20 protein-coding genes are annotated in these 21,032 nt (G+C 55.0%); 6 read left to right on the top strand and 14 right to left on the bottom strand.

Annotation, left to right across the window (positions count from 1 at the left end; all coding sequences use genetic code 11):
- The first annotated feature begins 181 nt into the window (after positions 1 to 181).
- Positions 182 to 1,606, top strand: coding sequence for a cell envelope integrity protein CreD (creD, locus tag ACYVHB_RS09535; protein ID WP_461051478.1), 1,425 nt, complete (start codon positions 182 to 184; stop codon positions 1,604 to 1,606).
- Positions 1,607 to 1,772: 166 nt separating this feature from the next.
- On the opposite strand, the gene ACYVHB_RS09540 is transcribed toward creD, so the two are convergent.
- Positions 1,773 to 3,647, bottom strand: a complete 1,875-nt coding sequence (locus tag ACYVHB_RS09540; protein ID WP_461051479.1) for a glycoside hydrolase family 13 protein — start codon at positions 3,645 to 3,647, stop codon at positions 1,773 to 1,775.
- 150 nt (positions 3,648 to 3,797) lie between these two features.
- Here ACYVHB_RS09540 and ACYVHB_RS09545 point away from each other — a divergent pair, with 150 nt between their 5' ends.
- The 3 genes from ACYVHB_RS09545 to ACYVHB_RS09555 all read left to right on the top strand — a co-directional run bounded on the left by ACYVHB_RS09545 (position 3,798) and on the right by ACYVHB_RS09555 (position 7,294).
- On the top strand, positions 3,798 to 5,576 hold the full coding sequence (locus ACYVHB_RS09545; protein WP_461051480.1) for an alpha-amylase family glycosyl hydrolase: 1,779 nt from the start codon (positions 3,798 to 3,800) through the stop codon (positions 5,574 to 5,576).
- Positions 5,577 to 5,641: 65 nt separating this feature from the next.
- Complete coding sequence (locus ACYVHB_RS09550) at positions 5,642 to 6,502, top strand: N-acetylmuramoyl-L-alanine amidase-like domain-containing protein (protein WP_461051481.1); 861 nt, start codon at positions 5,642 to 5,644, stop codon at positions 6,500 to 6,502.
- A 162-nt stretch (positions 6,503 to 6,664) separates the two neighbouring features.
- On the top strand, positions 6,665 to 7,294 hold the full coding sequence (locus tag ACYVHB_RS09555; protein ID WP_461051482.1) for a mycothiol transferase: 630 nt from the start codon (positions 6,665 to 6,667) through the stop codon (positions 7,292 to 7,294).
- 48 nt (positions 7,295 to 7,342) lie between these two features.
- On the opposite strand, the gene ACYVHB_RS09560 is transcribed toward ACYVHB_RS09555, so the two are convergent.
- On the bottom strand, positions 7,343 to 7,606 hold the full coding sequence (locus ACYVHB_RS09560) for a hypothetical protein (RefSeq protein WP_461051483.1): 264 nt from the start codon (positions 7,604 to 7,606) through the stop codon (positions 7,343 to 7,345).
- Between the two features lie 382 nt (positions 7,607 to 7,988).
- On the opposite strand from ACYVHB_RS09560, the gene dinB reads away from it, so the two are divergent.
- Both dinB and ACYVHB_RS09570 read left to right on the top strand, forming a co-directional pair.
- The gene (dinB, locus tag ACYVHB_RS09565; RefSeq protein WP_461051484.1) at positions 7,989 to 9,068 is read left to right on the top strand and encodes a DNA polymerase IV; all 1,080 of its coding nucleotides are present in this window, start codon (positions 7,989 to 7,991) and stop codon (positions 9,066 to 9,068) included.
- A 175-nt stretch (positions 9,069 to 9,243) separates the two neighbouring features.
- The gene (locus tag ACYVHB_RS09570; protein WP_461051485.1) at positions 9,244 to 9,477 is read left to right on the top strand and encodes a hypothetical protein; all 234 of its coding nucleotides are present in this window, start codon (positions 9,244 to 9,246) and stop codon (positions 9,475 to 9,477) included.
- 189 nt (positions 9,478 to 9,666) lie between these two features.
- On the opposite strand, the gene ACYVHB_RS09575 is transcribed toward ACYVHB_RS09570, so the two are convergent.
- The 12 genes from ACYVHB_RS09575 to ACYVHB_RS09630 form a co-directional block, all read right to left on the bottom strand.
- Positions 9,667 to 11,910, bottom strand: coding sequence for a tetratricopeptide repeat protein (locus tag ACYVHB_RS09575; RefSeq protein ID WP_461051486.1), 2,244 nt, complete (start codon positions 11,908 to 11,910; stop codon positions 9,667 to 9,669).
- 247 nt (positions 11,911 to 12,157) lie between these two features.
- Positions 12,158 to 12,979: a hypothetical protein gene (locus tag ACYVHB_RS09580; RefSeq protein WP_461051487.1), complete on the bottom strand. Its 822-nt coding sequence runs from the start codon at positions 12,977 to 12,979 to the stop codon at positions 12,158 to 12,160.
- Positions 12,976 to 13,650 (bottom strand): Crp/Fnr family transcriptional regulator, encoded by a 675-nt coding sequence (locus ACYVHB_RS09585; protein WP_461051488.1) that lies wholly within the window; start codon positions 13,648 to 13,650, stop codon positions 12,976 to 12,978. The genes ACYVHB_RS09580 and ACYVHB_RS09585 overlap by 4 nt, the downstream gene beginning before the upstream one ends.
- Before the next feature lie 36 nt (positions 13,651 to 13,686).
- Positions 13,687 to 14,343 carry a peptide-methionine (S)-S-oxide reductase MsrA gene (gene msrA, locus ACYVHB_RS09590; RefSeq protein ID WP_461051489.1) on the bottom strand — a complete coding sequence of 219 codons (657 nt, stop codon included), beginning with the start codon at positions 14,341 to 14,343 and terminating at the stop codon, positions 13,687 to 13,689.
- A gap of 12 nt (positions 14,344 to 14,355) precedes the next feature.
- Complete coding sequence (gene msrB, locus ACYVHB_RS09595; protein ID WP_461051490.1) at positions 14,356 to 14,865, bottom strand: peptide-methionine (R)-S-oxide reductase MsrB; 510 nt, start codon at positions 14,863 to 14,865, stop codon at positions 14,356 to 14,358.
- 24 nt (positions 14,866 to 14,889) lie between these two features.
- Entirely contained in the window at positions 14,890 to 15,585 is a 696-nt protein-coding gene (locus tag ACYVHB_RS09600) for a phosphopantothenoylcysteine decarboxylase domain-containing protein (RefSeq protein WP_461051491.1), read from the bottom strand.
- 26 nt (positions 15,586 to 15,611) lie between these two features.
- Entirely contained in the window at positions 15,612 to 16,730 is a 1,119-nt protein-coding gene (locus tag ACYVHB_RS09605) for a hypothetical protein (protein ID WP_461051492.1), read from the bottom strand.
- Positions 16,717 to 17,451, bottom strand: a complete 735-nt coding sequence (locus tag ACYVHB_RS09610; RefSeq protein ID WP_461051493.1) for an NRDE family protein — start codon at positions 17,449 to 17,451, stop codon at positions 16,717 to 16,719. Before ACYVHB_RS09610 ends, ACYVHB_RS09605 begins: the two co-directional genes overlap by 14 nt.
- Before the next feature lie 258 nt (positions 17,452 to 17,709).
- A complete protein-coding gene (locus tag ACYVHB_RS09615) occupies positions 17,710 to 18,660 on the bottom strand; it encodes a carbon-nitrogen hydrolase family protein (protein ID WP_461051494.1) in 951 nt (316 codons plus the stop codon).
- 91 nt (positions 18,661 to 18,751) lie between these two features.
- A complete protein-coding gene (locus ACYVHB_RS09620) occupies positions 18,752 to 19,822 on the bottom strand; it encodes an NADH:flavin oxidoreductase/NADH oxidase (RefSeq protein ID WP_461051495.1) in 1,071 nt (356 codons plus the stop codon).
- Complete coding sequence (locus ACYVHB_RS09625; RefSeq protein ID WP_461051496.1) at positions 19,806 to 20,060, bottom strand: hypothetical protein; 255 nt, start codon at positions 20,058 to 20,060, stop codon at positions 19,806 to 19,808. Before ACYVHB_RS09625 ends, ACYVHB_RS09620 begins: the two co-directional genes overlap by 17 nt.
- 79 nt (positions 20,061 to 20,139) lie before the next feature.
- The gene (locus ACYVHB_RS09630; RefSeq protein WP_461051497.1) at positions 20,140 to 20,691 is read right to left on the bottom strand and encodes a carboxymuconolactone decarboxylase family protein; all 552 of its coding nucleotides are present in this window, start codon (positions 20,689 to 20,691) and stop codon (positions 20,140 to 20,142) included.
- Positions 20,692 to 21,032: the final 341 nt, after the last annotated feature.

The following is a 21,032-nucleotide window of genomic DNA, read 5'->3' on the forward strand; positions in this document are numbered from 1 at the left end:
ATGGTTAGTAGCGCGGGCAAAAGTACGTAGATTGTAGCGGCTTTTCGACCAGAAACCCACTGCGTAAAAGCCCTTGCCAGCCGGTGTTAGAAGTGAAATTGAAAAATAATCGACTGAATAATTGGTCGTTTGCTCTTTTTTACTTTGTATTGCAAAGTACTTTCAAATACATAAAAAACAAATGGAACACACTCCCGCTTCCGACCCGTCGATTTCGTATTGGGACCGCATCAATCATTGGCTGCGTACGTCTATCATGCTTAAACTTATCGTTATTGGCATATTGGTTCTGCTGTTGCTCATACCGACGAGTATGTTACAGTCGCTCATCCAGGAACGCGAACAAACCCGCAACGAAGCGGTGGCGGAGGTGAGTTCGAAGTGGGGTGGTGAACAAATCGTTGGCGGGCCGGTGCTGTCGGTCCCGTACGTGATTGTGCTCAAAGACGACAAAGGCAATGCGCAGCCCCCCGTTACCGCCTATGCCCACTTTCTGCCCGACGACCTGCAATTCGACGGCGACGTACGGCCCGAACAGCGGAGCCGGGGCATTTTTGCGGTCATGCTCTACAACACGCGGCTAACCGTTCGGGGGCGCTTCAGGAAGCCGTCGGTGACCACACTGGGCGTAGACCCGGAGGCTATTCAATGGGATAAAGCGTTTTTGTCGCTGGGCATCAGCGACATGAAGGGCATTCGGAACACGATTCAGTTTCGGGTCAACGACCGGGTTGTGGCGGCCGAACCCGGTATTCCCAGTAACGACATTCTGCCGTCGGGCGTGAGTGCACCCATCACGCTCAACGCCGAAACGTACCGGTTCGAGTGCGTTCTCAACCTCAACGGCAGCACTCAACTGAGCTTTTTACCGCTAGGCAAAGAAACGGCCGTGCGGCTGCGTTCGCCGTGGGCAACGCCGGGGTTTACCGGCTCGTTTCTGCCCGATCAGCGCCGGGTATCGGCAGAGGGCTTTCTTGCGTCGTGGCGGGTGCTCCAGTTCAACCGGAACTACCCGCAGCAGGGTCTGGGCAACTTCTTCGACCGGTCAGAAACCCAGTCGCGCGTTGACCCGGCGCGGGGTGAGGTGGCCCAGGTTCAACCGGTGCGAGCTGACCCGTCATCGTTTGGGGTGAAGCTCCTGCTGCCCGTCGACGAGTACCAGAAAACGATGCGCTCGGCGAAATACGGCATCCTGTTCGTGATCCTGACGTTTGTGGCGTTTTTCTTCGTCGAAATTCTCGACCGTCGGCGCATTCACCCCATTCAGTACCTGCTGGTTGGCTTCGCCATCTGCCTGTTTTATTTGCTGCTGCTGTCCATTTCCGAACACGTTTCGTTCAATTGGGCGTACCTGATCGGGGGCGGTATCATCCTGACGCTGATTACGTTCTACGTCCGGTACGTGTTCCAGAATCTCCGCCTGACAATCCTCTTCAGTGCTGTGTTGGCCCTGCTTTACGGCTTTTTCTATTCGCTATTGCAATTGGAAGATTACTCACTGCTGCTTGGCAGTTTCGGCCTGCTGCTGATCTTAGGCGTCGTGATGTACCTGACCCGGCACGTCAACTGGTACCGGGCCTATGAGCCGGAGCAAACGATAGGGTAGTTATGAACAGCATGAGTTGGCTGGACGGTTGTAACATCGAGGCTATGTATAATTTTCAACCGTGACGGGGCGGTGTTGTATCCTGGACGGCCACGTCCGGACGAAGAAAAAGGTACTCTTCGCCCGGACGTGGCCGTCCAGGATACACTAAACAGAATAATTTTGCTTACTTACCCAACTCCAGCACGACCGCCGATTTAGCAGGTAGCTTGATCGTTTTCAAGTCGCTCAGCGTGGCATCGGTCAGGACGTTTCGGGCGGACGAGAAGCCTTTCGTGCGCTCGGCGAAGCGGGCCGTATCGAGCGTAATTTCCTTGTCGTTGGTGTTGGTGGCGACCATCACCGTCTTGCTGCCGTCGTAGCGAAAATACACGTAGGTGCCTTCCTGCGGCAGAAACTGCATCAGCTTGCCCGTGTGCAACACCGGATTGTCGCGCCGGTAGGTGGCTAACTTCCGGACGAATGAGTGGGCGTCGTTTTCCTGCTTGTTGCGCCCGGCCGTCTCAAATTTGTTTTCCTTATCGCCGGGAAAACCACCTGGAAAGTCGCGCCGGACCTCGGCATCGGACGGGTCTTTGAAGTTCTTCATTAGAATTTCGGTGCCGTAGTACATACTCGGAATGCCGCGCGTGGTCAGCAGCCACGTCAGGCCAATTTTGTACTTGTCAAAATCGTCTCCGATCACTGAGAGGTAGCGGTCGGTGTCGTGGTTGTCTAAGAACGTCACGAGTTTGGTTGGGTCCACGTACACCGCGTCCTGGGCCAGTGCCTCGTAGAACCGGCTGGCCCCGTCGCCCCCGCCCGATTTTTGTCGGAGTACGTCGAGCATGGCGGCATAATTAACGAAATCCAGTCCGCCCGGCTGGTTCGATTTAAACGGAAAATTGATGGTACTGCGGGTGTAATACGACTGATCGACCACGTTGTTGACCCACGACTCACCGAAGATGTGAATTTTGGGGTACTCGTCCATCAGGGCCGCGTTACAGCGGTTCATAAACGGCATGTCGTTGTACATGTACGTATCCACGCGCCAGGCATCAACGCCAAACTCCTCGACCGTCCACAGCGCGTGCTGAATCAGGAAGTTGGCCACGAATGGATTACCTTGGTTCAGGTCAGGCAGAAACGGCACAAACCACCCGTCGAGCGTGACGCGCCGGTCGCTTTCGGCTCCGTGCGGGTCGGTGATGGGCTGGTATTTGTAGGAGGTATTGGTGTAAGTTGGCCACTGGTGAAGCCAGCTTTTCATGGGTATGTCTTTCAAAAACCAGTGGTTAATGCCGCAGTGATTGTAGACCGCATCCTGCACCACTTTCATCCCGGCCGCGTGCGCTTTCTGCACAAACGCTTTGTAAGCGTCGTTGCCGCCCATGCGCCGGTCAACGGCGTAGTGATCGGTGAATCCGTAGCCGTGGTAGGCTGAGCGCATAACCCCACCTTCGTTGGTGAGCGGCTGGTTATTTTCGAGAACCGGCGTAAACCAGATGGCCGTTACGCCAAGGTCTTTGAGATAATCTAAGCGCTGCCCGGCTCCGGCTAAATCGCCCCCGTGCCGGTAGAACGGATTAGCCCGGTCGGCGTTAGGATCGGCCATGTCGGCGAATTTGTCGTTGCTTTCATCACCATTAACGAAGCGGTCGGGCATGGCTAAGTAGATGAAGTCGGCGGCCGTAACGCCCTGTCCCTTCGGCGATTTGTCGCGTGCCCGCAGCGCAAACGGCTGCGTGAGGGTCTGACTGCCGCGCTTGCCCACGAGTTGGAGCGTGCCGGGCCGGGCGGTGGGCGCAATAGTGAGGTCCAGAAACGCGTAGTTCGGATTTTCGGCTTTGTGCGCCTTCACTAATTTCACGCCCGGATAATTGACCGAGTACGTCAGCGTTCCTGCATTGGGGCCGTAAACGAGCAACTGCACGGCAGGGTTTTTCATGCCCACCCACCAGTTCGTAGGATTCACCCGCTGAATTTGGGCATTTTGGGCAAAAGCCGCCTGACCGGCAACACACAGTAAAACTAAAAGGCAAAAACAGATTCGTCTCATGGCATTCGTTTTGGTTTAGTCAACCCTGACCGCTTGGGGCTAAGCCGGTTAAACCGGTAGATTAAGGCCAAGATTGACAAAAATAGCCTAAGTTTTTCGTTGGGAAAGCACCTAATTTTGCGCCACCACCAGCGCGTACGCCCTCAAGCAATGAATACAACTTCCGTTGTTCCAGTGATGGATAAATTAATTATCTACCAGATTTTTACCCGGCTTTTCGGTAACCAGAATACGACGAACAAACAAAGCGGCTCCCGCGACGAAAACGGCGTGGGCACGTTCGACGACATCAATAACGAAGCGCTACAGTCCATCCGGCAGTTTGGCGCATCGCACGTTTGGTACACGGGCGTTATCGAACACGCGACCCAAACCGACTATTCTGAATTTAGTATCCGCCCCGATGACCCAGCGGTGGTGAAAGGCCGTGCCGGGTCGCCCTACGCCATCAAAGATTATTACGACGTCAACCCCGACTTCGCCGTCAGCGTACCCAATCGCATGGCGGAGCTCGACGCGCTCGTGCAGCGCACCCACGCGCACGGTCTGAAGGTCATCATCGACTTTGTTCCCAACCACGTGGCCCGACAGTATAGCTCCGACGTTAAACCCGCCGGTGTTGTGGACTTAGGCGAACACGACGACACGACGGTAAACTTCGCCCCGAACAACAATTTCTATTACCTGCCGGGCCAGGAGTTTGTTGCGCCCAAAGTCCGGGGCAGCATCCCTGCTGTGCCAGCCGCGACAGCGGCTAATTCCGCCGATGCGGTCGGGACAGCAGGGATGCTGCCCCGGACACTGCGCGAATTTCCCGCTAAAATTACCGGCTCCGGCTCGCTTACCGCATCGCCCGATGTGAATGACTGGTACGAGACGGTTAAGCTTAACTACGGCATCAACGTGTTCGACGGAAGCCGCCAGTTCGACCCCGTTCCGGCTACGTGGCAGCAAATGCTCGACATACTGCTGTTCTGGGCCGACAAAGACATCGATGGCTTTCGATGCGACATGGCTCAACTGGTGCCGGTTGAGTTCTGGCGGTGGGCCATCAGCCGGACGAAACAACGCTACCCGCAACTGATTTTTATCGCCGAGATTTACGAGCCTGCTCTTTACCGGTCCTACATTTTTGACGGTGGTTTCGATTACCTGTACGACAAAGTGGGGTTGTATGATGCCGTTCGGCGGCTGATGGAGGGACACGGTTCCTGCTACGAGCTGACGCAGGTCTGGCAGCGTGAATCCGGCGATTTCGCGCAGCACATGCTCCGCTTTCTGGAAACCCACGACGAGCAGCGCATTGCCTCGCGCTTTTTCACCAACGACCCCTGGGCGGCCGTACCGGCCATGACGTTGACCGCCACCATGCATACCGGCCCGTTTTTGCTGTATTTCGGGCAGGAAATTGGAGTGCGCGAAGAAGGCAGCGAAGGATTCAGTGGCGACGACGGCCGCACGACCATTTTCGACTACTGGGGTCTGCCCGACTGGCAAAACTGGATCAACGCGGGGAAGTACGACGGGGCAAACCTGACCGACGATCAGCGGAACCTGCGGGCATTTTATCAGCAACTGAATCACCTCGTCAACGGGTCCGACGCGATTCAGAATGGCTACTTCTACGACCTTCAGTATGCCAACGATGTAGATCAGAGCGACGGGTATGACCCGCATCAGCTATACAGTTACCTGCGCCATACCGACCGTCAGAAACTGCTGATCGTTTGTAATTTTTCAGGCCACGTAACCTACGAAACCACCGTTCGGATTCCACGCCACGCATTCGACGCCATGCGGCTGGACCCCGCCCGAACGTATCAGTTCACCGATATTTTCCTGAGCGATGGCCAGGTCGAAGCCGTTGGACGCGAGGGCGTTGCGGTGACGCTGCCGCCCCGCAGTGTTCGGGTGCTGGAAATTAAGTAGTAGCTTAGCGATACATTTCAATCGCTGCCCCGTCATAAGTCAGGATCGAAAATGACCACCGGCGCATGACAAAACTGTTCACTCTGCTCTTCTTCTTGTTTACCGCGCTGGTGGGGCTGGCCCAGGAGTTCACAAGTCCCGATTTGCGTCAGGTGACCATCACTGGTGGCAAAACGCCCGCTCAAACGGCCGTTAACATTGGCAGGCAGTTCCTTGGTGCGCCCTATGTACCCCGTACCCTTGACGCCGACCCAACCGAGAAGCTGGTCGTTAACGTTCGCGCATTCGACTGTACGACGTACATTGAGACGGTACTGGCCCTCGCGCTGGCCCATCATCGGGTAGCCAGTGGCAATGCCCTGCCCTTCGAGGCCGCGTTTCGCAGTTACCTGACTCTACTCCGCTACCGCGCCGGTCGGATTGATGGCTACGCCAGCCGCCTGCATTACTTCTCAGACTGGCTCCGCGACAACGAGCGCAAGGGGCTTCTGGCCGACGTGACGGGCGAATTGCCCGGCAGCATGTCCGTTGCCAAGTCGGTTTCGTACATGACCAGGGCAGTTTATAAATACCCCCACCTGAGCGATCCCACCACGTTGAAACAGATGCTCCTGACTGAAGCTGCCCTGAACCAGCGGTCGTTTTCGTTTATCCCTAAAAAGAACATCCGGCTTGCCGAAGCCCAACTTCGGGAGGGCGACATCGTGATGCTCACGGCCGCCCAGCCCGGCTTGGACATGAAGCACGTGGGCTTAGCGGTGCGGCAACCCAGCGGCCGGATTCACCTCTTACATGCATCCTCCGACCAGCGCAAAGTAGTCATCACGCGTTACCCGCTGAGCAACTACCTCCTGTATCACAAACACCTGTCGGGTATCCGGGTGGCGCGGCTGCGGGGTGGTGGCATGCTGACGGCGGGGAAGTAGGGGCGAGCGTGATGGTACACGCTTGTAATGACTCAATTCAGTGAGATACCAACAGGCGTTGTCAGCCTCGGCCTATAACCGCTTAATCAAAACGTTGGCGTGTGACAGCCGCCTACATGCCATGTAGAATGCCTTAGCAGGCAATCTCAAAAACAAACAGAAATGGAAAGCAAACGATACGACCGAAGGAAATTTGTTAGCGATTTGGCCACATACGGCATTGGAGCCGGTGCTTTATTGTTGCCACGTAACGGGCTTGCAAATGGTACGGTAGTCGATGAAAACATCAACCACGTAGGTCCCAAGGTAGGCTTTACCCCCCAGATTGGCACGTTGATATCCATGCTGGACTGGGTAAGCGACAGCGTGATAAAGTATAATTCAAAGTTAACCGTCGAGCAACTGGATTACCTGCATGATAAAGATTCTAACACGATAGGATCGTTGATGATGCATTTAGCGGCTACCGAAGTTATTTACCAGGACCTTACGTATCATGATCTCAAGGATTTTTCTGAGGCTAATAAAAGTAAATGGAACGTGGCCATGAAACTGGAAGAAAATGCCAGAGAGCAGATCAAAGGAAATCCATTGAGTTATTATAAGGATGCAATTGACGAAGTGAGGGCCACTACCAAAACGGAAATGAAAAAAAGGGATGATGCCTGGCTTTTATCTGGCGAAACCAAGGATTGGGACTGGAACAATTACTGTAAATGGTTTCACGTCACTGAGCATTACGCAAATCACCGTGGACAGATGACCTGGTACGCCAAAAGGATGCCCAAGTGATAGGCGAATAGCCTATCACTTGGGCATCCTTTTGCTTATGAACGAAGATCAGAGCGACGAAAGCACAACTGAAACGTAGTTAGCGGGCATCATCAGCACGGTTAAATCACTGTCATCTGCAGTTGTATCCTGTTTATACCACGTAGCGCGGACGGCATCAAGATAGCTTTCTACATCAACCTTGCACAGACACGCATCTTTTGTGTCAATTAACCCTTCGTGGAACGCATTGACGGATAAGCCAAAGGTAATCTCCAACTCGTCCATACATCTGATGTCTCCTCCGTCGGGCAGGAATACGACTCTACACATTGCGGTGCGTTTTGTTGAGTAAATTGTGTTCTGATCCTCACTGCACTCGATTTGGCCGACTTCGCTTACTCGTTTTGCGACGGGTTTGCGTGAACTGGTAGTGTGGATAAACAGAGAACACTAAACCAGAATTTACGAAGAATCTCAGATTCTGGATTGGCAAATGCGAGATGATGTATGAATGCCCGACTGTTGACTGAGCGGACAATTCAGTGACCAAACGGGCAACGTGCGTCTGAAAATGAGCGGTTCCGTTTTCTGCGCCAACCGACTTTCCACCTGTTTGCGGGTCTAACTCATACAAAGCCTGGCTACTCAAAGCCGGGCTTTTTGTATTGTACTTGTGTTCTATATAGCAAATGCATAATATAGCGTTCTCTGTATGGAGCAACTTACTACCAGAAAGATTATTCACGTCGACATGGACGCTTTCTTCGCGTCCGTCGAGCAGCGGGACAACCCCCAGCTTCGGGGCAAACCGGTAGCGGTGGGTGGTTCCCGGCAGCGGGGCGTGGTGGCTGCGGCCAGTTACGAAGCCCGGCAGTTTGGTGTCCGTTCGGCGATGGCCTCGCTGGTCGCCATTCGCAAGTGTCCCGAACTAATCTTCGTTAAGCCTCGCTTTGAGGTATACAAAGCCGTATCTGAGCAGATACGGGCTGTGTTCGCCGAATACACCGACCTCATCGAGCCGCTATCGCTGGATGAAGCGTACTTAGATGTAACGGACAAATTAACGCCGGGGGAGTCGGCAACCCGGATTGCTCAGGCCATCAAAGAACGCATCAGGCAGGAGACGGGGCTAACGGCATCGGCGGGAGTGTCCTACAACAAGTTCCTGTCCAAGCTCGCTTCCGACTACCGCAAACCAGATGGGCTGTTCGTCATCAAACCGCATCAGGGACTATCGTTTGTCGAATCCTTAGCCGTAGGGCAGTTTCATGGTATTGGCCGGGTCACAGCCGAAAAGATGAACCAACTCGGCATTTTCACCGGTCTGGATTTACGCCAGCAGAGTGAAGCGTTTTTAACCAGGCACTTTGGCAAAGTAGGTCACCATTACTACTCCATTGCCCGCGCAATTGACGAGCGGCCCGTCACGGCGAATCGGGTCAGAAAGTCGGTCGGATCGGAGAACACTTTTGAAGAGGACCTGACCGACGAGCCAGCCCTGATCGCCGGTCTTAGTCCGCTGCTGGACGATGTGTGGGCCTATTGCCAGCGCACAGGAGTACAGGGCCGCACCGTTACGTTGAAAGTAAAATACGCCGACTTCCAGCAGATTACCCGCAGCCACACTACCCTCAGCCCTGTCACGGACAAGGCCATCCTCGAACGAATCATTCGGGAGTTACTGCACTCAGTCCTGCCCTCAGCTAAGGGCATTCGCCTGCTTGGGGTGTCGCTGTCGAGCCTGCAACCGCCCGATGGGTCGGCCAGCGGGCAGCTACGGCTGGACTTGTGAGAGGCCACTTCTGCTTGACCTGTGAGCTAGTGCGGAGTTAATTAACCGAACCAGCGTGGGTGAGAATTATACTCAAAAATCACCAATAAATAGTCGCGAAACAACGCATTTTTGAGAGGAAATCAGCGCTCATTTTGTTCTATTTGTAGACAACAAATAACCGAAAATAGCCTTAATGGAATCAACGTATATTGCCAATAAACTATCTTCTTTACCGCCCACAGCCACCACCCGTTCCCCTCGTCGCAAAGCAAATGGCTCAGCTACGGCGGCTTTGCTCATTCAGATTGCCAGTGAGTTATTAACCGCTTCGCCAACGATGCGTCACCGGGCAAACATCACGCTGACGGACTTGGCGGCTGCCGACAAGGTTCGGAAAAGCTTGCTCAAGACTAAGACAGAGTCTTGAGCATAAGCAGTTTTGGTATTTTTTTAGACTACCCGATTAAACAAAAATCCCGGATACAAATCCGGGATTTTTGTTTATACATTATTCACTATCATCTATCCAATGCATCTACGCTTAGCCATAGGAGCGCGGATGCATTGGTCGGTTCGGGTCACGAATCCAACAGGGCCAGTAATTTGCCAAAGGTTTCTAAGCTGAATAACCAACCCTTGCCGTTGGTAACTCAACCGTAAACTCGGTTCCTTGTCCGTCCTCACTCGCCACTCGTAAAGAACCGCCATGTCCTTTAGTAATAATGTCATAACTTAGCGACAAGCCTAAACCGGTCCCCTCCCCTGTGGGCTTAGTGGTGAAGAAGGGCTGGAAGATTTTCTGCTGTACGCTCTGGGGCATACCCACCCCATTGTCAGTTACCCGAATTTCAACGCCTGCCTTCGTCTTTACCGTACTCACTGTAACCGCAGGCTGGTAATCGGCCTGACCTCGCTTCTGCCGCTCCCGCACCGCGTAAAAAGCATTGCTGAACAGATTCAGCAGCACGCGGCCTATCTCCTGGGGCATGATCGTTACCTGACCAATTGCAGGGTCAAAGTGAGTTGTTAATTCACAGGTAAAGTTTTTCTCTTTGGCCCGCTGGCCATGATAGGCTAAACGAAGGTACTCATCAGCTAAAGCGTTGAGGTTAGTAGGTTGGACGTCGCCACTGCTGTTGCGGGCGTGTTCGAGCATACCCTTGACGATGTTGGAGGCCCGCTGACCATGAAGAGTGATCTTGTGCAGATTGCCTTTAAGGTCGGTCAGTAGTTCGGTTTCCAGGTCAGCGTCGCGCTGGGGCTTTTGGTGTTCATCGGCCAGTTCTGCGACCATCTCGGCACTCACTTCCGAGAAGTTGTTGACGAAGTTGAGGGGATTCTGAATTTCGTGGGCGATGCCCGCCGTCAGTTCGCCCAGCGAGGCCATCTTCTCTTTCTGAATGAGCTGAGTTTGGGTATTCCTAAGTTGCGTTAACGTCTGTTCGATCTGCTCTTTTTGCGACTGTAGCCGGAGGTTGGCTCGTTGCTTGGAACGGTAGCCGACAAAAGCCATAGCCATCAGCAGCAGGGCAACAACCAAGCCTCCCCCTAATGCCCACTGCCGCAGGCGCGACTCGGATTCAGCCGCCTGTGCCTTCGCGCTGGCAGCGGCCTGTGTTTTGGCAAATTCAAACGTCAGGTTTTGCTCGGTCACTTTGCGGATGCTTTCCCGGTTGCGGAGCGAGTCATTGAGGGTGGCCGAACGACGGAAAGCACTCAGAGCTTTTTGATACTGCCCCGTTTTTTCGTAGCAGAGAGCCATGTTGGCATACACAATGGCAGTCTTGGGATTATATAATTTAATTCCTCCCAAGCTACTGAATGCCCGCTCGTAGTAGGGCAGAGCAAGGGCGTATTTTCCCTGCTCTGTAAAGATAGATCCCATTGTCGTATACACATCATAGATGATATACGACTCCTGAAGCGAGTCGGCAATGGTCATCGCCCGTCGGTTGAGGGCTTCGGCGCGGCCATATTGTTTCTGTTCGGACAACATCCACGCGGCCGACATTAGGTATGTGACGTAGGGGCCGGTTGCGCCGATCTGCTTCGCTATACTCGCTGACCGCAGGCAATATTGGTACGCCCGGGTGTACTGCTTCATTACCTCATAGACCCTGGCCAGATTGTTACTGGCGAGCATTTCGATGTAGCGGTTACCGGCCTGTTTGGCAAAACGCATGGCGCTGAACGTATTACGCTCGGCGCGCACCGTGTCGCCGGTCTCCAGCAGAACTGTACCAATGTTTAGGTAGATACCCGCCTGGTTTTTGAGGTCCTGGCGTTGCTGCGCCATTTGCAGGGCTTTCTGAAGATAAGCCAACGCCTGCGGATAATTCGTTTGACTTTTGTAGACGGTTGACAGGTTTATATACAAACCCTGTAACAGTTCGCGGTCCTTGCTGCGTTGGGCGATGGGAATCGCTTTTCTGAAAAAGAAAGCAGCGCTGTCGGTCTGGTTCTGCTTGAGGTACAACACGCCGTAGTTTATATATAAGCGACCGAAGCGCACCGTCTCGTTCTGGGATGACAAAATCGCTCCTGCCCGGTCCAGAGCCTGGCGGGCCTGGGCAAAATTGCCCTTAAATGTATACGCCCTACCGGCCATCATGAGCGCTTTGGCCTCGCCGATTGGATAGGCGATTCGCCGGGCAAAGGCCTGGGTCCGCACAGCAAACGTAAGACAGGAGTCGTAACTAATCGCAAACAGCTCTTCGGCTATGTCAAGGCTTCTGTTTACCCGGGCCGTGTCCGTGTTGGCCTTGGCGAGCAAGTGGTTGAGCGAATCAATTTTGGGGTTCTGGGCGAAGACGGGACCCGCCAACAGGCCTATTAATGTGGCTATGCAGACGTTCTTCATATCGAAAATGGAGAGCTAAGGCATAGGCAGCAAATTCAGTACAAGCCGATGCATTGTCAGGACCTGAGAGCAACGATAAGCTAATGTACCAAACAAAAGCCAATTAGAGTCTATCAACGCGTGTCCAGTTCTACGTACTTTACCGGGCGGCACAGCCGAACCAACTAACCTGGGAGCACATTCGGTTGTTGCAGGGCGATGGCGGTAGGTATACGCTGACGTATGTAAGGCATAACCGATGGCTGAACTACGTGGTGCGAATGGCTTGCCGGATCGTGTTGTCGAGCCAGGTGTAGCTTTCCCGAAAAAAAGGCGTGATCCTATCCGTTTCGCCAATGATCGAGACGGGCAACAGGGCTCCTTTCCAGTCCGGCGCATTCCGCCACTCACCGCTTGAGAGAGCTGGGGCCGCCGAAAAATCAATGGCCTGACTGCTTTGGTAACCCGACAGGTAAAAGTACGGTTCGTCACAAACTGAATCGGCAATGGCATAGCCTGCCCAAATGGCGGCTGTCTCCTGTCCGTCGGCATTGGCCAGGGAATAATAAACGCCCGTGTCGAAGTGATGCGGCCAAATGCTGACCTCACTCGCCCGGCCGCTCCACTCATTCAGGGTGCTCAGGGCGGTGTTGGCAATGGTCCGCCAGCGGCCCCAGGTCTTCAGACCAACCGGGCGTTCGTAGGCCGTCCGGGGACTGATGGGGTCGTGGGATAACTGGTAATTCAGCCCCCGGCTGTCGGTCCGGCCCCAGGCCTGCATCTGAACGTTCCACCAGACGTGGGCATCGGCGGGGGTTCGGTTATGGGGTGAAAATGAAGCGGATACGTGCTCCCGGTCGTCAACGAAGTACAACGTAAATGTTTCCGTGTTAATGACTAACCGAACCTGTCGGCCACCGTGCCCGAACGGGCGGCCTTCCAGCCGATGCCGGTCGCTGTTCCAAGTTAGGTTGGTTTGGCTGTCGTCGGCCCGAAGCGGCAACCACTGCATGCCCGTCAAGGCAATCAACTGGGCCAGACTATGCAGGGTCTGGTCGGCTTGATTGAGTATGTTTGGGTCGTTCATCATACGTCCAGCAGGGCCGGATTGGTGATTTTGATCTGGCTTCGATCATATTCCAGCATACCAGCCTGCCGAAACTCGTTGAAGAGTTCGGTAACCGTTTGTCGGTTACTACAAATGATCTGAGAGATATCCTTGTGAGAAAGGTAATTGTTGAGGACGTTCGGTCGGCCCGGTTTGGCGTCCTTTTCCAGCCAGTCTTTCAGAAACAGCCGCAAACGGGTTCGCACGTCTTTGTACATCAGGTTGGCGTAGCTGTTTTTGAGCCGCTTAAAGTGCAGACCTACCAGTTTGGTAAACCGAACGCCCAGCGATGGATACCGCTTCATAATCTGCTCAAAGTCAGAGACCAGAAAACTACAGAAGATTACGTTATCCGACAGCACCACGGCGTACTGACTGCTGGTGTGTCGGGTCAGGGTGAACTGGCCGAACAGATCGCCCGGCCGCAACACCTCAATCAATTGCTGGTTTCCGTCGGCATCAACGTCGACGATTTTAAGCATACCGGCCTTGAGGGTAAATACCCGGTCTTCGTTAGGCGATAAATCAATGATCTGTCCTCTTAGACCGGTGCGAAAATGACTGAGGTAGCCAATTTCATTGATCTCGTTGCGCGACAATTCATCAAACAACTGATGGTTATGAAGATACCAATATTTAGTTTCGATGTTCATAGCAAGATGGGAGTTAGGGTAAAAAGACAAACGCGATCAACCTTCCCGTTTTAGCTTGCCGTGCATGGCATGGCGCAGCTTTTCGACTTTAGGCAGCGATACCTGCCGGATGTACGCTTGGTCGGGATGCAGGCGGCAGTAATTCTGGTGATAGTTCTCGGCCGCATAAAACACGCCGAAAGGCGCCACCTCCGTAACCACGGGACCGGCATACTGCTTTTGGGCGTTAACCCGTTGAATAGCAGCCACAATCGCCTGCTTTTCGGCGGGTGTGCGGTAAAACGCCACCGACCGGTAATCGCGCCCGACGTCGGGACCCTGCCGGTTGAGCGTCGTTGGGTCGTGACCGGCGAAGAACGCATCGAGCAACTCGCGGTAGCTAATTACGGCCGGGTCGTAATAAATCTGAACTGACTCCGCATGGCCGGTCTGGTCGGTGGTGACCTGCTGATAAGTGGGACGGGCAATCTGACCACCGGCGTAGCCCGAAATCACCTCCCGAACGCCCCGGATCTGGTCAAAACCTTCTTCCTGCGCCCAAAAGCAGCCTCCAGCGAAGGTGGCCACGGCCTCGCCGGGTTTGGGCCTGGGCAGGCGGGCGGGCGCGGTATCGTACTGTTGAGCCTGCGCGGTGCCCACGGGGAGCCACACGCTCAGGGTAATAATCAGGGTAATGCATTGAATGAATCGCATGATGTTTGTCGTTTACGGTTTTTTGATAAATTCTAAAGCCACGCCGTTCATGCAGTAGCGGAGACCGGTTGGTGCCGGGCCATCGCGAAAAACGTGGCCCAGGTGGGCGTCGCACACGTTGCACTGGATTTCCGTCCGCACCATCCCGTGATCGGTATCCGTTACCTCTTTCAGCACATTCCGGCGGAGCGGGGCGCTGAAGCTCGGCCAGCCCGTTCCCGACTCGAACTTGGCGGTGGAACCAAACAGGGGTTCGTGGCAGCCAACGCAGCGGTACGTACCCCGCTCGTGGTTGTGGGTCAGCGGACTACTGTTCGGGCGCTCGGTTCCCTGTTGGCGGGTCACCGCGAACTGGTCCGGCGTGAGCAGCTTTTTCCAGTCGGCCGGGGTCTTCTCCACGCGCCGGGGTGGTTTCTCGTTGTCGATGTAGTGGGCGGTCGGCCCAAAGGCGGATGCGGCCAGCAGGATGGCGCTGTAGAGTAGCAGGCCACTGATGCGCCGAAGAAATGCGGGTTTGTTCATGTTATTTAAGCGTTTATGGATGAATTAATGAGAAACAGGGGTGGCTAAAAGGGCGCTCACCTGATCGGCGATGTCGCGGGCCACGGCCCGCTTGGATTTCAGCCCGAAGCGATGAATGGCCCCATTGCGGTGAATGAGCGTTACCTGGTTTGTATCGTGACCAAAGGCGGCACCTTCGTCCCGGAGGGAGTTGAGCACGATCAGGTCCAGGTTCTTGCTGACTAATTTAGCCTGCGCGTTGGCCAGTTCGTTGTCGGTTTCCAGCGCGAAGCCCACCATGAACTGGTCCTCGTGTTTCCGTCCGCCCAGACTGGCCGCGATGTCGACGGTCTTGACAAGTTGTAGGCTAAACTCCGCTTCTTTCTTTTTGATCTTGCGGTCGGCCACCACCTTCGGGGTGTAGTCGGCCACGGCAGCGGCCAGCACCGTGAGCGTAGCCGTCGGGAAGTGGTCCAGACAGGCCGCGTACATCTCGGCCGCCGAGCGAACAGGCACGACCGTAATCGCTGGGTGCTGGGCCGTCTGGTTGGTGGGACCGCTAACGAGCGTCACCCGCGCTCCGCGTTCGGCCAGTACCTCGGCGAGGGCGTAGCCCATTTTGCCCGTTGAGTGATTGCTGATGTAGCGCACGGGGTCAATGGCCTCGTGGGTTGGGCCAGCCGTCAGCAGGACGTTCAGGCCGGTTAAATCGGTACTAATGGAGGCAAATAACGAGTTCATGTGTGCGGGGTTGATGCGTTGGTGTATCACTCTTTTTTGTCCTTCTGAATCCGTTGCCAGACGTGAACGACTTCACGTAAGCTCATGTAGGCCACCCCGCGCCGGTGATTTTCGCGGCTGATCTCATACAATACGCGCCAGTGGTGAAGCAGCACCCGCCAGGCTTCCCAGATCGAAAAGCCAGGTTGGTAGATGTGCGCCGGTTCGGCCCCCGCGCCGTTGAGTTCGAGGATGCTGATGTGCCGACCGGCGTACAGATCGGCCACACTCCGGCAGCGCAGGTCGTAGCGACCGTAGTAAAAGCCGTCAATCGGTTTGCTAATTCGGTCGAATACACGGGTCAGTTCGGGGGTAATGAGGTGGTTGGCATTCAGAAACTTGGTGCCCTTGCTGTGGTTGCCGATGCTGACCAATGTAATCGTCTCGCCCGCAGCCGGTATTTCGTGAAAACGGTGACCGTACTTCGCTGTCAGAGCCGGTAGCTGTAGAACAGCCCGCTCATTCTGCAGGATGAGTTCTTCGATGCAGTTGCGGCCGTTGCCCCGGATGGTCAGAAACTCTTTCTGAACGATGGACGAAATCACACCCCGCTCCTGACCGGGAAATCGGTAGTAAAACACGCCTAATTCGAGTGGCTCATCGACGTATTTCTGAATCAGAAAATCGACCGGACTGCTCTGCGCGTAGTTCACCAAATCTTCCCAATACTCCAGTTTCCCAACCCGCCAACCACGCTCGCCCACGTTGGGTTTGGCAATGAGCGGAAAGGTTAGATTGTGTTGGTCAAGCTGCGCAAATACGGTGTCGATGTGCGTTGGTACGGTCACGAACAGCGTTTGGGGCTTGTACTCGTCGCTGATGCGGTTGAGAATGTCCACTTTCGATTCGCCCAGCAGACCACCCGTTTCGATGGATGGGTTAGCCGCCGAAAAGAAAAACAATGAACGAGCTTTGATCGACAGATAGAGGTGATAGATGAAAACGGGGAAGTAGACGACCGCAAAAGGCCAATATTCCCACGATCGCAGCCGGATGAAGAAGGTACTGTTGAGCCGCAGCCGGGGTAGCCGGGCCAGCAGCGTTTCCCGAAGAGAAGTCGGCGGGCTGACGTTGGAACGGCGGTCGAGTGTGCTAAGCGATTGCATAAGCAGGGCGAATAGTTTGTTGGCTGAAGGTATGCTGCGTGAAATCTTCGTAGATAAAATCCACAACGTCATCTTGCCGGACAACGCTGGTTAGGCTGATGGTTAGCAGGCCGTTCCGGCGGTTCATCAGCAGGCTGTTGGCCGTGTCGCCGTCTCCACCAACCCGGTGAAACTGCCGAATATCGTTGACGGACGGACGTGGATTATGACGTACCCAGTCCCGAAACCAGCCTTTGCGCTTTTCGACCACGTCGGGCGTATAAAGCGTTACCGACGACCAGATGTGTGGCTGGTACGGGTCTTTTTCGTCGGTAAATACCTGAATGCCATTCCACTTCAACTCGATCAGCCGCCCCTTTTCAATGATAAGCAGCGTGAACGGTTCAATGCCGTTGAAATCGTAGAACTCTGTGAAGGCATCGACCGACGGATACTCAAAAAAATGAGGAATGACCAAACCCCGGCTGTGTTTGTAGGGGGGCTGGTGCTGGTGAAGGGCAAATGCCCCGTTGAGCAGACAGGCCGTCGTTTGTGCCGTTCCGAATCGGCCGACAGCTATCCACGTACCCTGACTCTGCGGGTCCTGCGGGAACGTAACGTCCTGTTCGCCAATGCGGAAAGCCTGCGGGGGCCAGGCCGCCGGACGAATCGCTTTTTCGTCACGGCTGTGGGTCAGCATAAAGCCAGTTGCGCGAAGGGGTAGGTAGGTTGCGGTACACATAAGTCGTTCACTTGATTACTTTTCTACAATCAAGGCTCGTACCAATGCTCACAAAGAACATAAAATGTTGATTTTCAATATTTTATGCTCTGATTTATGAAGACAGTCAGAAACGTATTTACGATATATCGTACTATTTCCGTTAGATCGTGATCAGTAGCGGCAATGCCATTAAGCGAGCTAATGAAATAGCCACCAGTGTACCTTGAAAAAAAGGTCGTATTTTCGGAGAACGCTGGCTTCCTGGCCCGGCCGCTTTCAAGGCTGAAAACGCACTAATTGCTGCCGTTGGGTAGTTACCGTCAGCGAAAACACATCGGGCCGGGCGTAATGACCGGAAGGGTCGAAGTTCTGCCGTTCCCGGCGTACTTCGTTGAGGTCGATGGTCGCCGTGACGATTGCTTCCCGGCCCACAATCGGTTCAATCAGCCAACGGCCATCCGGGGCGGCCAAACACGAACCACCGTCGGCCAGCACATCGGGTGCCTGCTCCCGGATGAGTTCGTGGTGCGGCAGGTCGGTGGGGATGTCTATTTTTCGCATCAGCCCCGACACCGACAGTACATACATCCGGTTTTCGAGGGCCATGTGCCGGGTTAGGTCGACGGTGTTGCGCTGATTGCCGGGCCACACCGCGACGTGCAGGTTTTCGCCCTGGGCGTACAGGGCTGTGCGGGCGAGGGGCATCCAGTTTTCCCAGCAGTTTAATCCGCCCACGGTAAAGGCCCCCAGTTCGTGTACCCGCAGGCCATTGCCGTCGCCGATGCTCCAGACTAGCCGTTCTTCGTAGGTCGGCATCAGTTTTCGGTGGCTGGACTGGATCGTGCCGCCCGCATCGATGTACACCAAGCTACAATAGATACTGTGTCCGGCGCGGTCGGTAGCCCGTTCGGCGCAGCCCACGTACACGGCGATGCGGAACTGATTGGCCAACTGGCAGAGCGTGGTCAGATCGCCCGCTTCAATGTTGACGGCCTGCGCCAGATAGTGGGCAAACAGGTCTTTCTGACGCGGGGCGTTGAAGCGGGCACCATCGGTCAGGTCGGGCCAGAAGGGGTAGCCGGGCAGCAGCGTTTCGCCAAAGCAAACCAGTTGGGCCTGCTGGGCAGCGGCCTGCCGAATAGCCTCTTCGAGTTTGGTCAGGGTCGCCCTCTTGTTGAGCCACACCGGGGCGAGCTGGGCAATCGCAATAGTTAGGGTATCGGTCATCGGGTTCGGGAACGGGCAGTAGCGGAATTAACGTTTTGTTCTGCTACAAACGTAACGGATTGTTGGGAGACCGATATAGAGTGAGCAGTCACTAACCATACGCCCGCCGGTATTGAAACGGCACGTTCGGCTCCTGACCGAGCGCAATAGCTGCGTGCGTAGCAAAATACGGATCGCGCAGGTATTCGCGGGCCACGACAACCAAGTCTGCTTTGCCCTGCCCAATTATGGCGTTGGCCAACTGGGGCGTGGTAATCATACCGACCGCGCCGGTAGGCAGGCCGGTTTGGTTTCTGATTTCGGTGGCAAACGGGGTCTGGTAGCCCGGCGAGACCTTCGACTTATCCAGAAATACGAATCCACCGGCCGAGGCCGTGATAAAGTCAACGCCCCCGGCTTTGAGTTGCTGCGCCAGTTCGACCGACTGGGTCAGCGTCCAGCCTTTCGGCTCGTCGACGTAATCGACAGCGGAGAGCCGCACCAGCAGCGGCATCCGGTCGGGGATCACGCGCCGGACTTCGGCCACGACTTCGCGGGCAAAACGGGTCCGGTTGGCGAAGCTGCCCCCGTAGTCGTCGGGGCGTTGATTGATGAGTTCGGAATAAAACTGGTGAATCAGGTAGCCGTGCGCACCGTGCAGATCAATGGCATCAAAACCGGCGGCAACGGCGCGTTGGGCGGCTTGGCCAAACTGCGTAACGATCCCCTCAATTTCGGCGACCGTCAGGGCGTGGGGTACTGACATACCCGAAAACGGGGCCACCGCCGACGAACTGACCGTTTGCCAGCCGCCGTCATCGGGCGAAAGGTATTTCAGGCCTTCGTTGGGATGCGACCGGCTGCCTTTACTGCCAAAATGCCCTAACTGCACGGCAATTTTTGCGTCCTGCGCGTGTACGAAGGCGTTAATTCGCTGCCAGGGTTCAACCTGCGCGTCGTCCCAAAGCCCCATGTCGTGGTGCGTACTGCGGCCATTGGGCGTTATGGCAGTCGATTCGGTAATAAGGAGGCCCGCGCCCCCCACCGCCCGGCTACCCAGATGCACCAGATGCCAGTCGTCGGCTCGTCCGTCGTCGCTGCTGTACTGCTGCATCGGCGACAGTACGATGCGGTTGCGAAGGGTTAGGTCGCGAAGTTGCAGGGTATCAAATAAGGTGGCCATCGGTCTGTGGTTTTTTCCAGTTTACGTACCCCCGGACGTTCATAGCCAGAAATACCAGGTTACCCAGCACAATGCCGAGGCTGTGCATCAGCCAGATACCCACCACAATCCACGTAATATTGGCCAGGGCGAAGGCCGCAAAGCCAACCCGGTTCTTGTTGCCGATCAGCCACAGGGCCAGCAGGCTCAAGACCATCGCCAGCCAGTCGAGTCCGTAGTAATTCAGGAAGACGTTCATGGAATTAATGGATAATGAACAATGGATAATGTAGAATAATCTGCACGTGTCAGTTCAGTGTACATTATCCATTGTTCATTTAAGCAGCTACCGTTTCCAATTCGACCGCTACGGGGAAGTCGATGGCGATACCGGTGATGTTATGCAGGTAGTTGGAGATGATTTTGTCGCCGATGAGCGACACCAGGTCCACCAAGGCGGCTTCGCCGAAGCCTTGGGCGGCAAACGCCTGGAGACTGTCGGTCGAGGGGTTTCCCTGGGTCCGGATGATTTCGGCGGCCAGCGTAACGATGGCCTGCAACCGGGCGTTGGTCGAGCGACCGGCGCGCAGGTCCATGATTTCCTCGTCGGTGAAGCCGTTTATTTTACCCAGCGCGGTGTGGGCACTCTGGCAGTAGCGGCAGCCGTTGATCTGACTCACGATCAGGTTGATCGCTTCGCGTTCTTTGGCTTGGAAGGTTCCTTTACTCTGTCCCTGCTGGAACGCTAAGTAGCTACCCAACGCGTTGGGCGAGTGGCCAATGTAGGCGTACAGATTCGGGACGAAGCCGAGGCCTTTTTCGAGGGTGTTGAACATGGCAACACTCTCAGGTGCTGCCGTTTCTTTAGTTGGGACTGTGAATTGAGTCATGATCGTTGTGTTTGTCGGTGATTGATTGACATGACAAAGGTATGGCGACCCTGCCCCCTTGAAAATGGCACTTTCGCCCGGTGTAATACCAATTCTGCCCGGCCCGGCATAAATTACACCCGATTGACTAATCTCATCCGCTGATGAACTACGACCCGTAACGGTTGATCTGTACGCCCGGCCCACCGTGGCGACGGACAATGCCCGAACCCAGAATGAGTTTACTATACGGTTTGGGTCAGTATGAAAACCGGGCGGGTATGATGGGAGATCACAGGCGTTGAACATCTCACGTTCCAGAGAAAACCATTCGGTGGCGGGCCACCCATTCGCCAATACTG

The organism is Spirosoma arcticum (genome assembly GCF_054779955.1).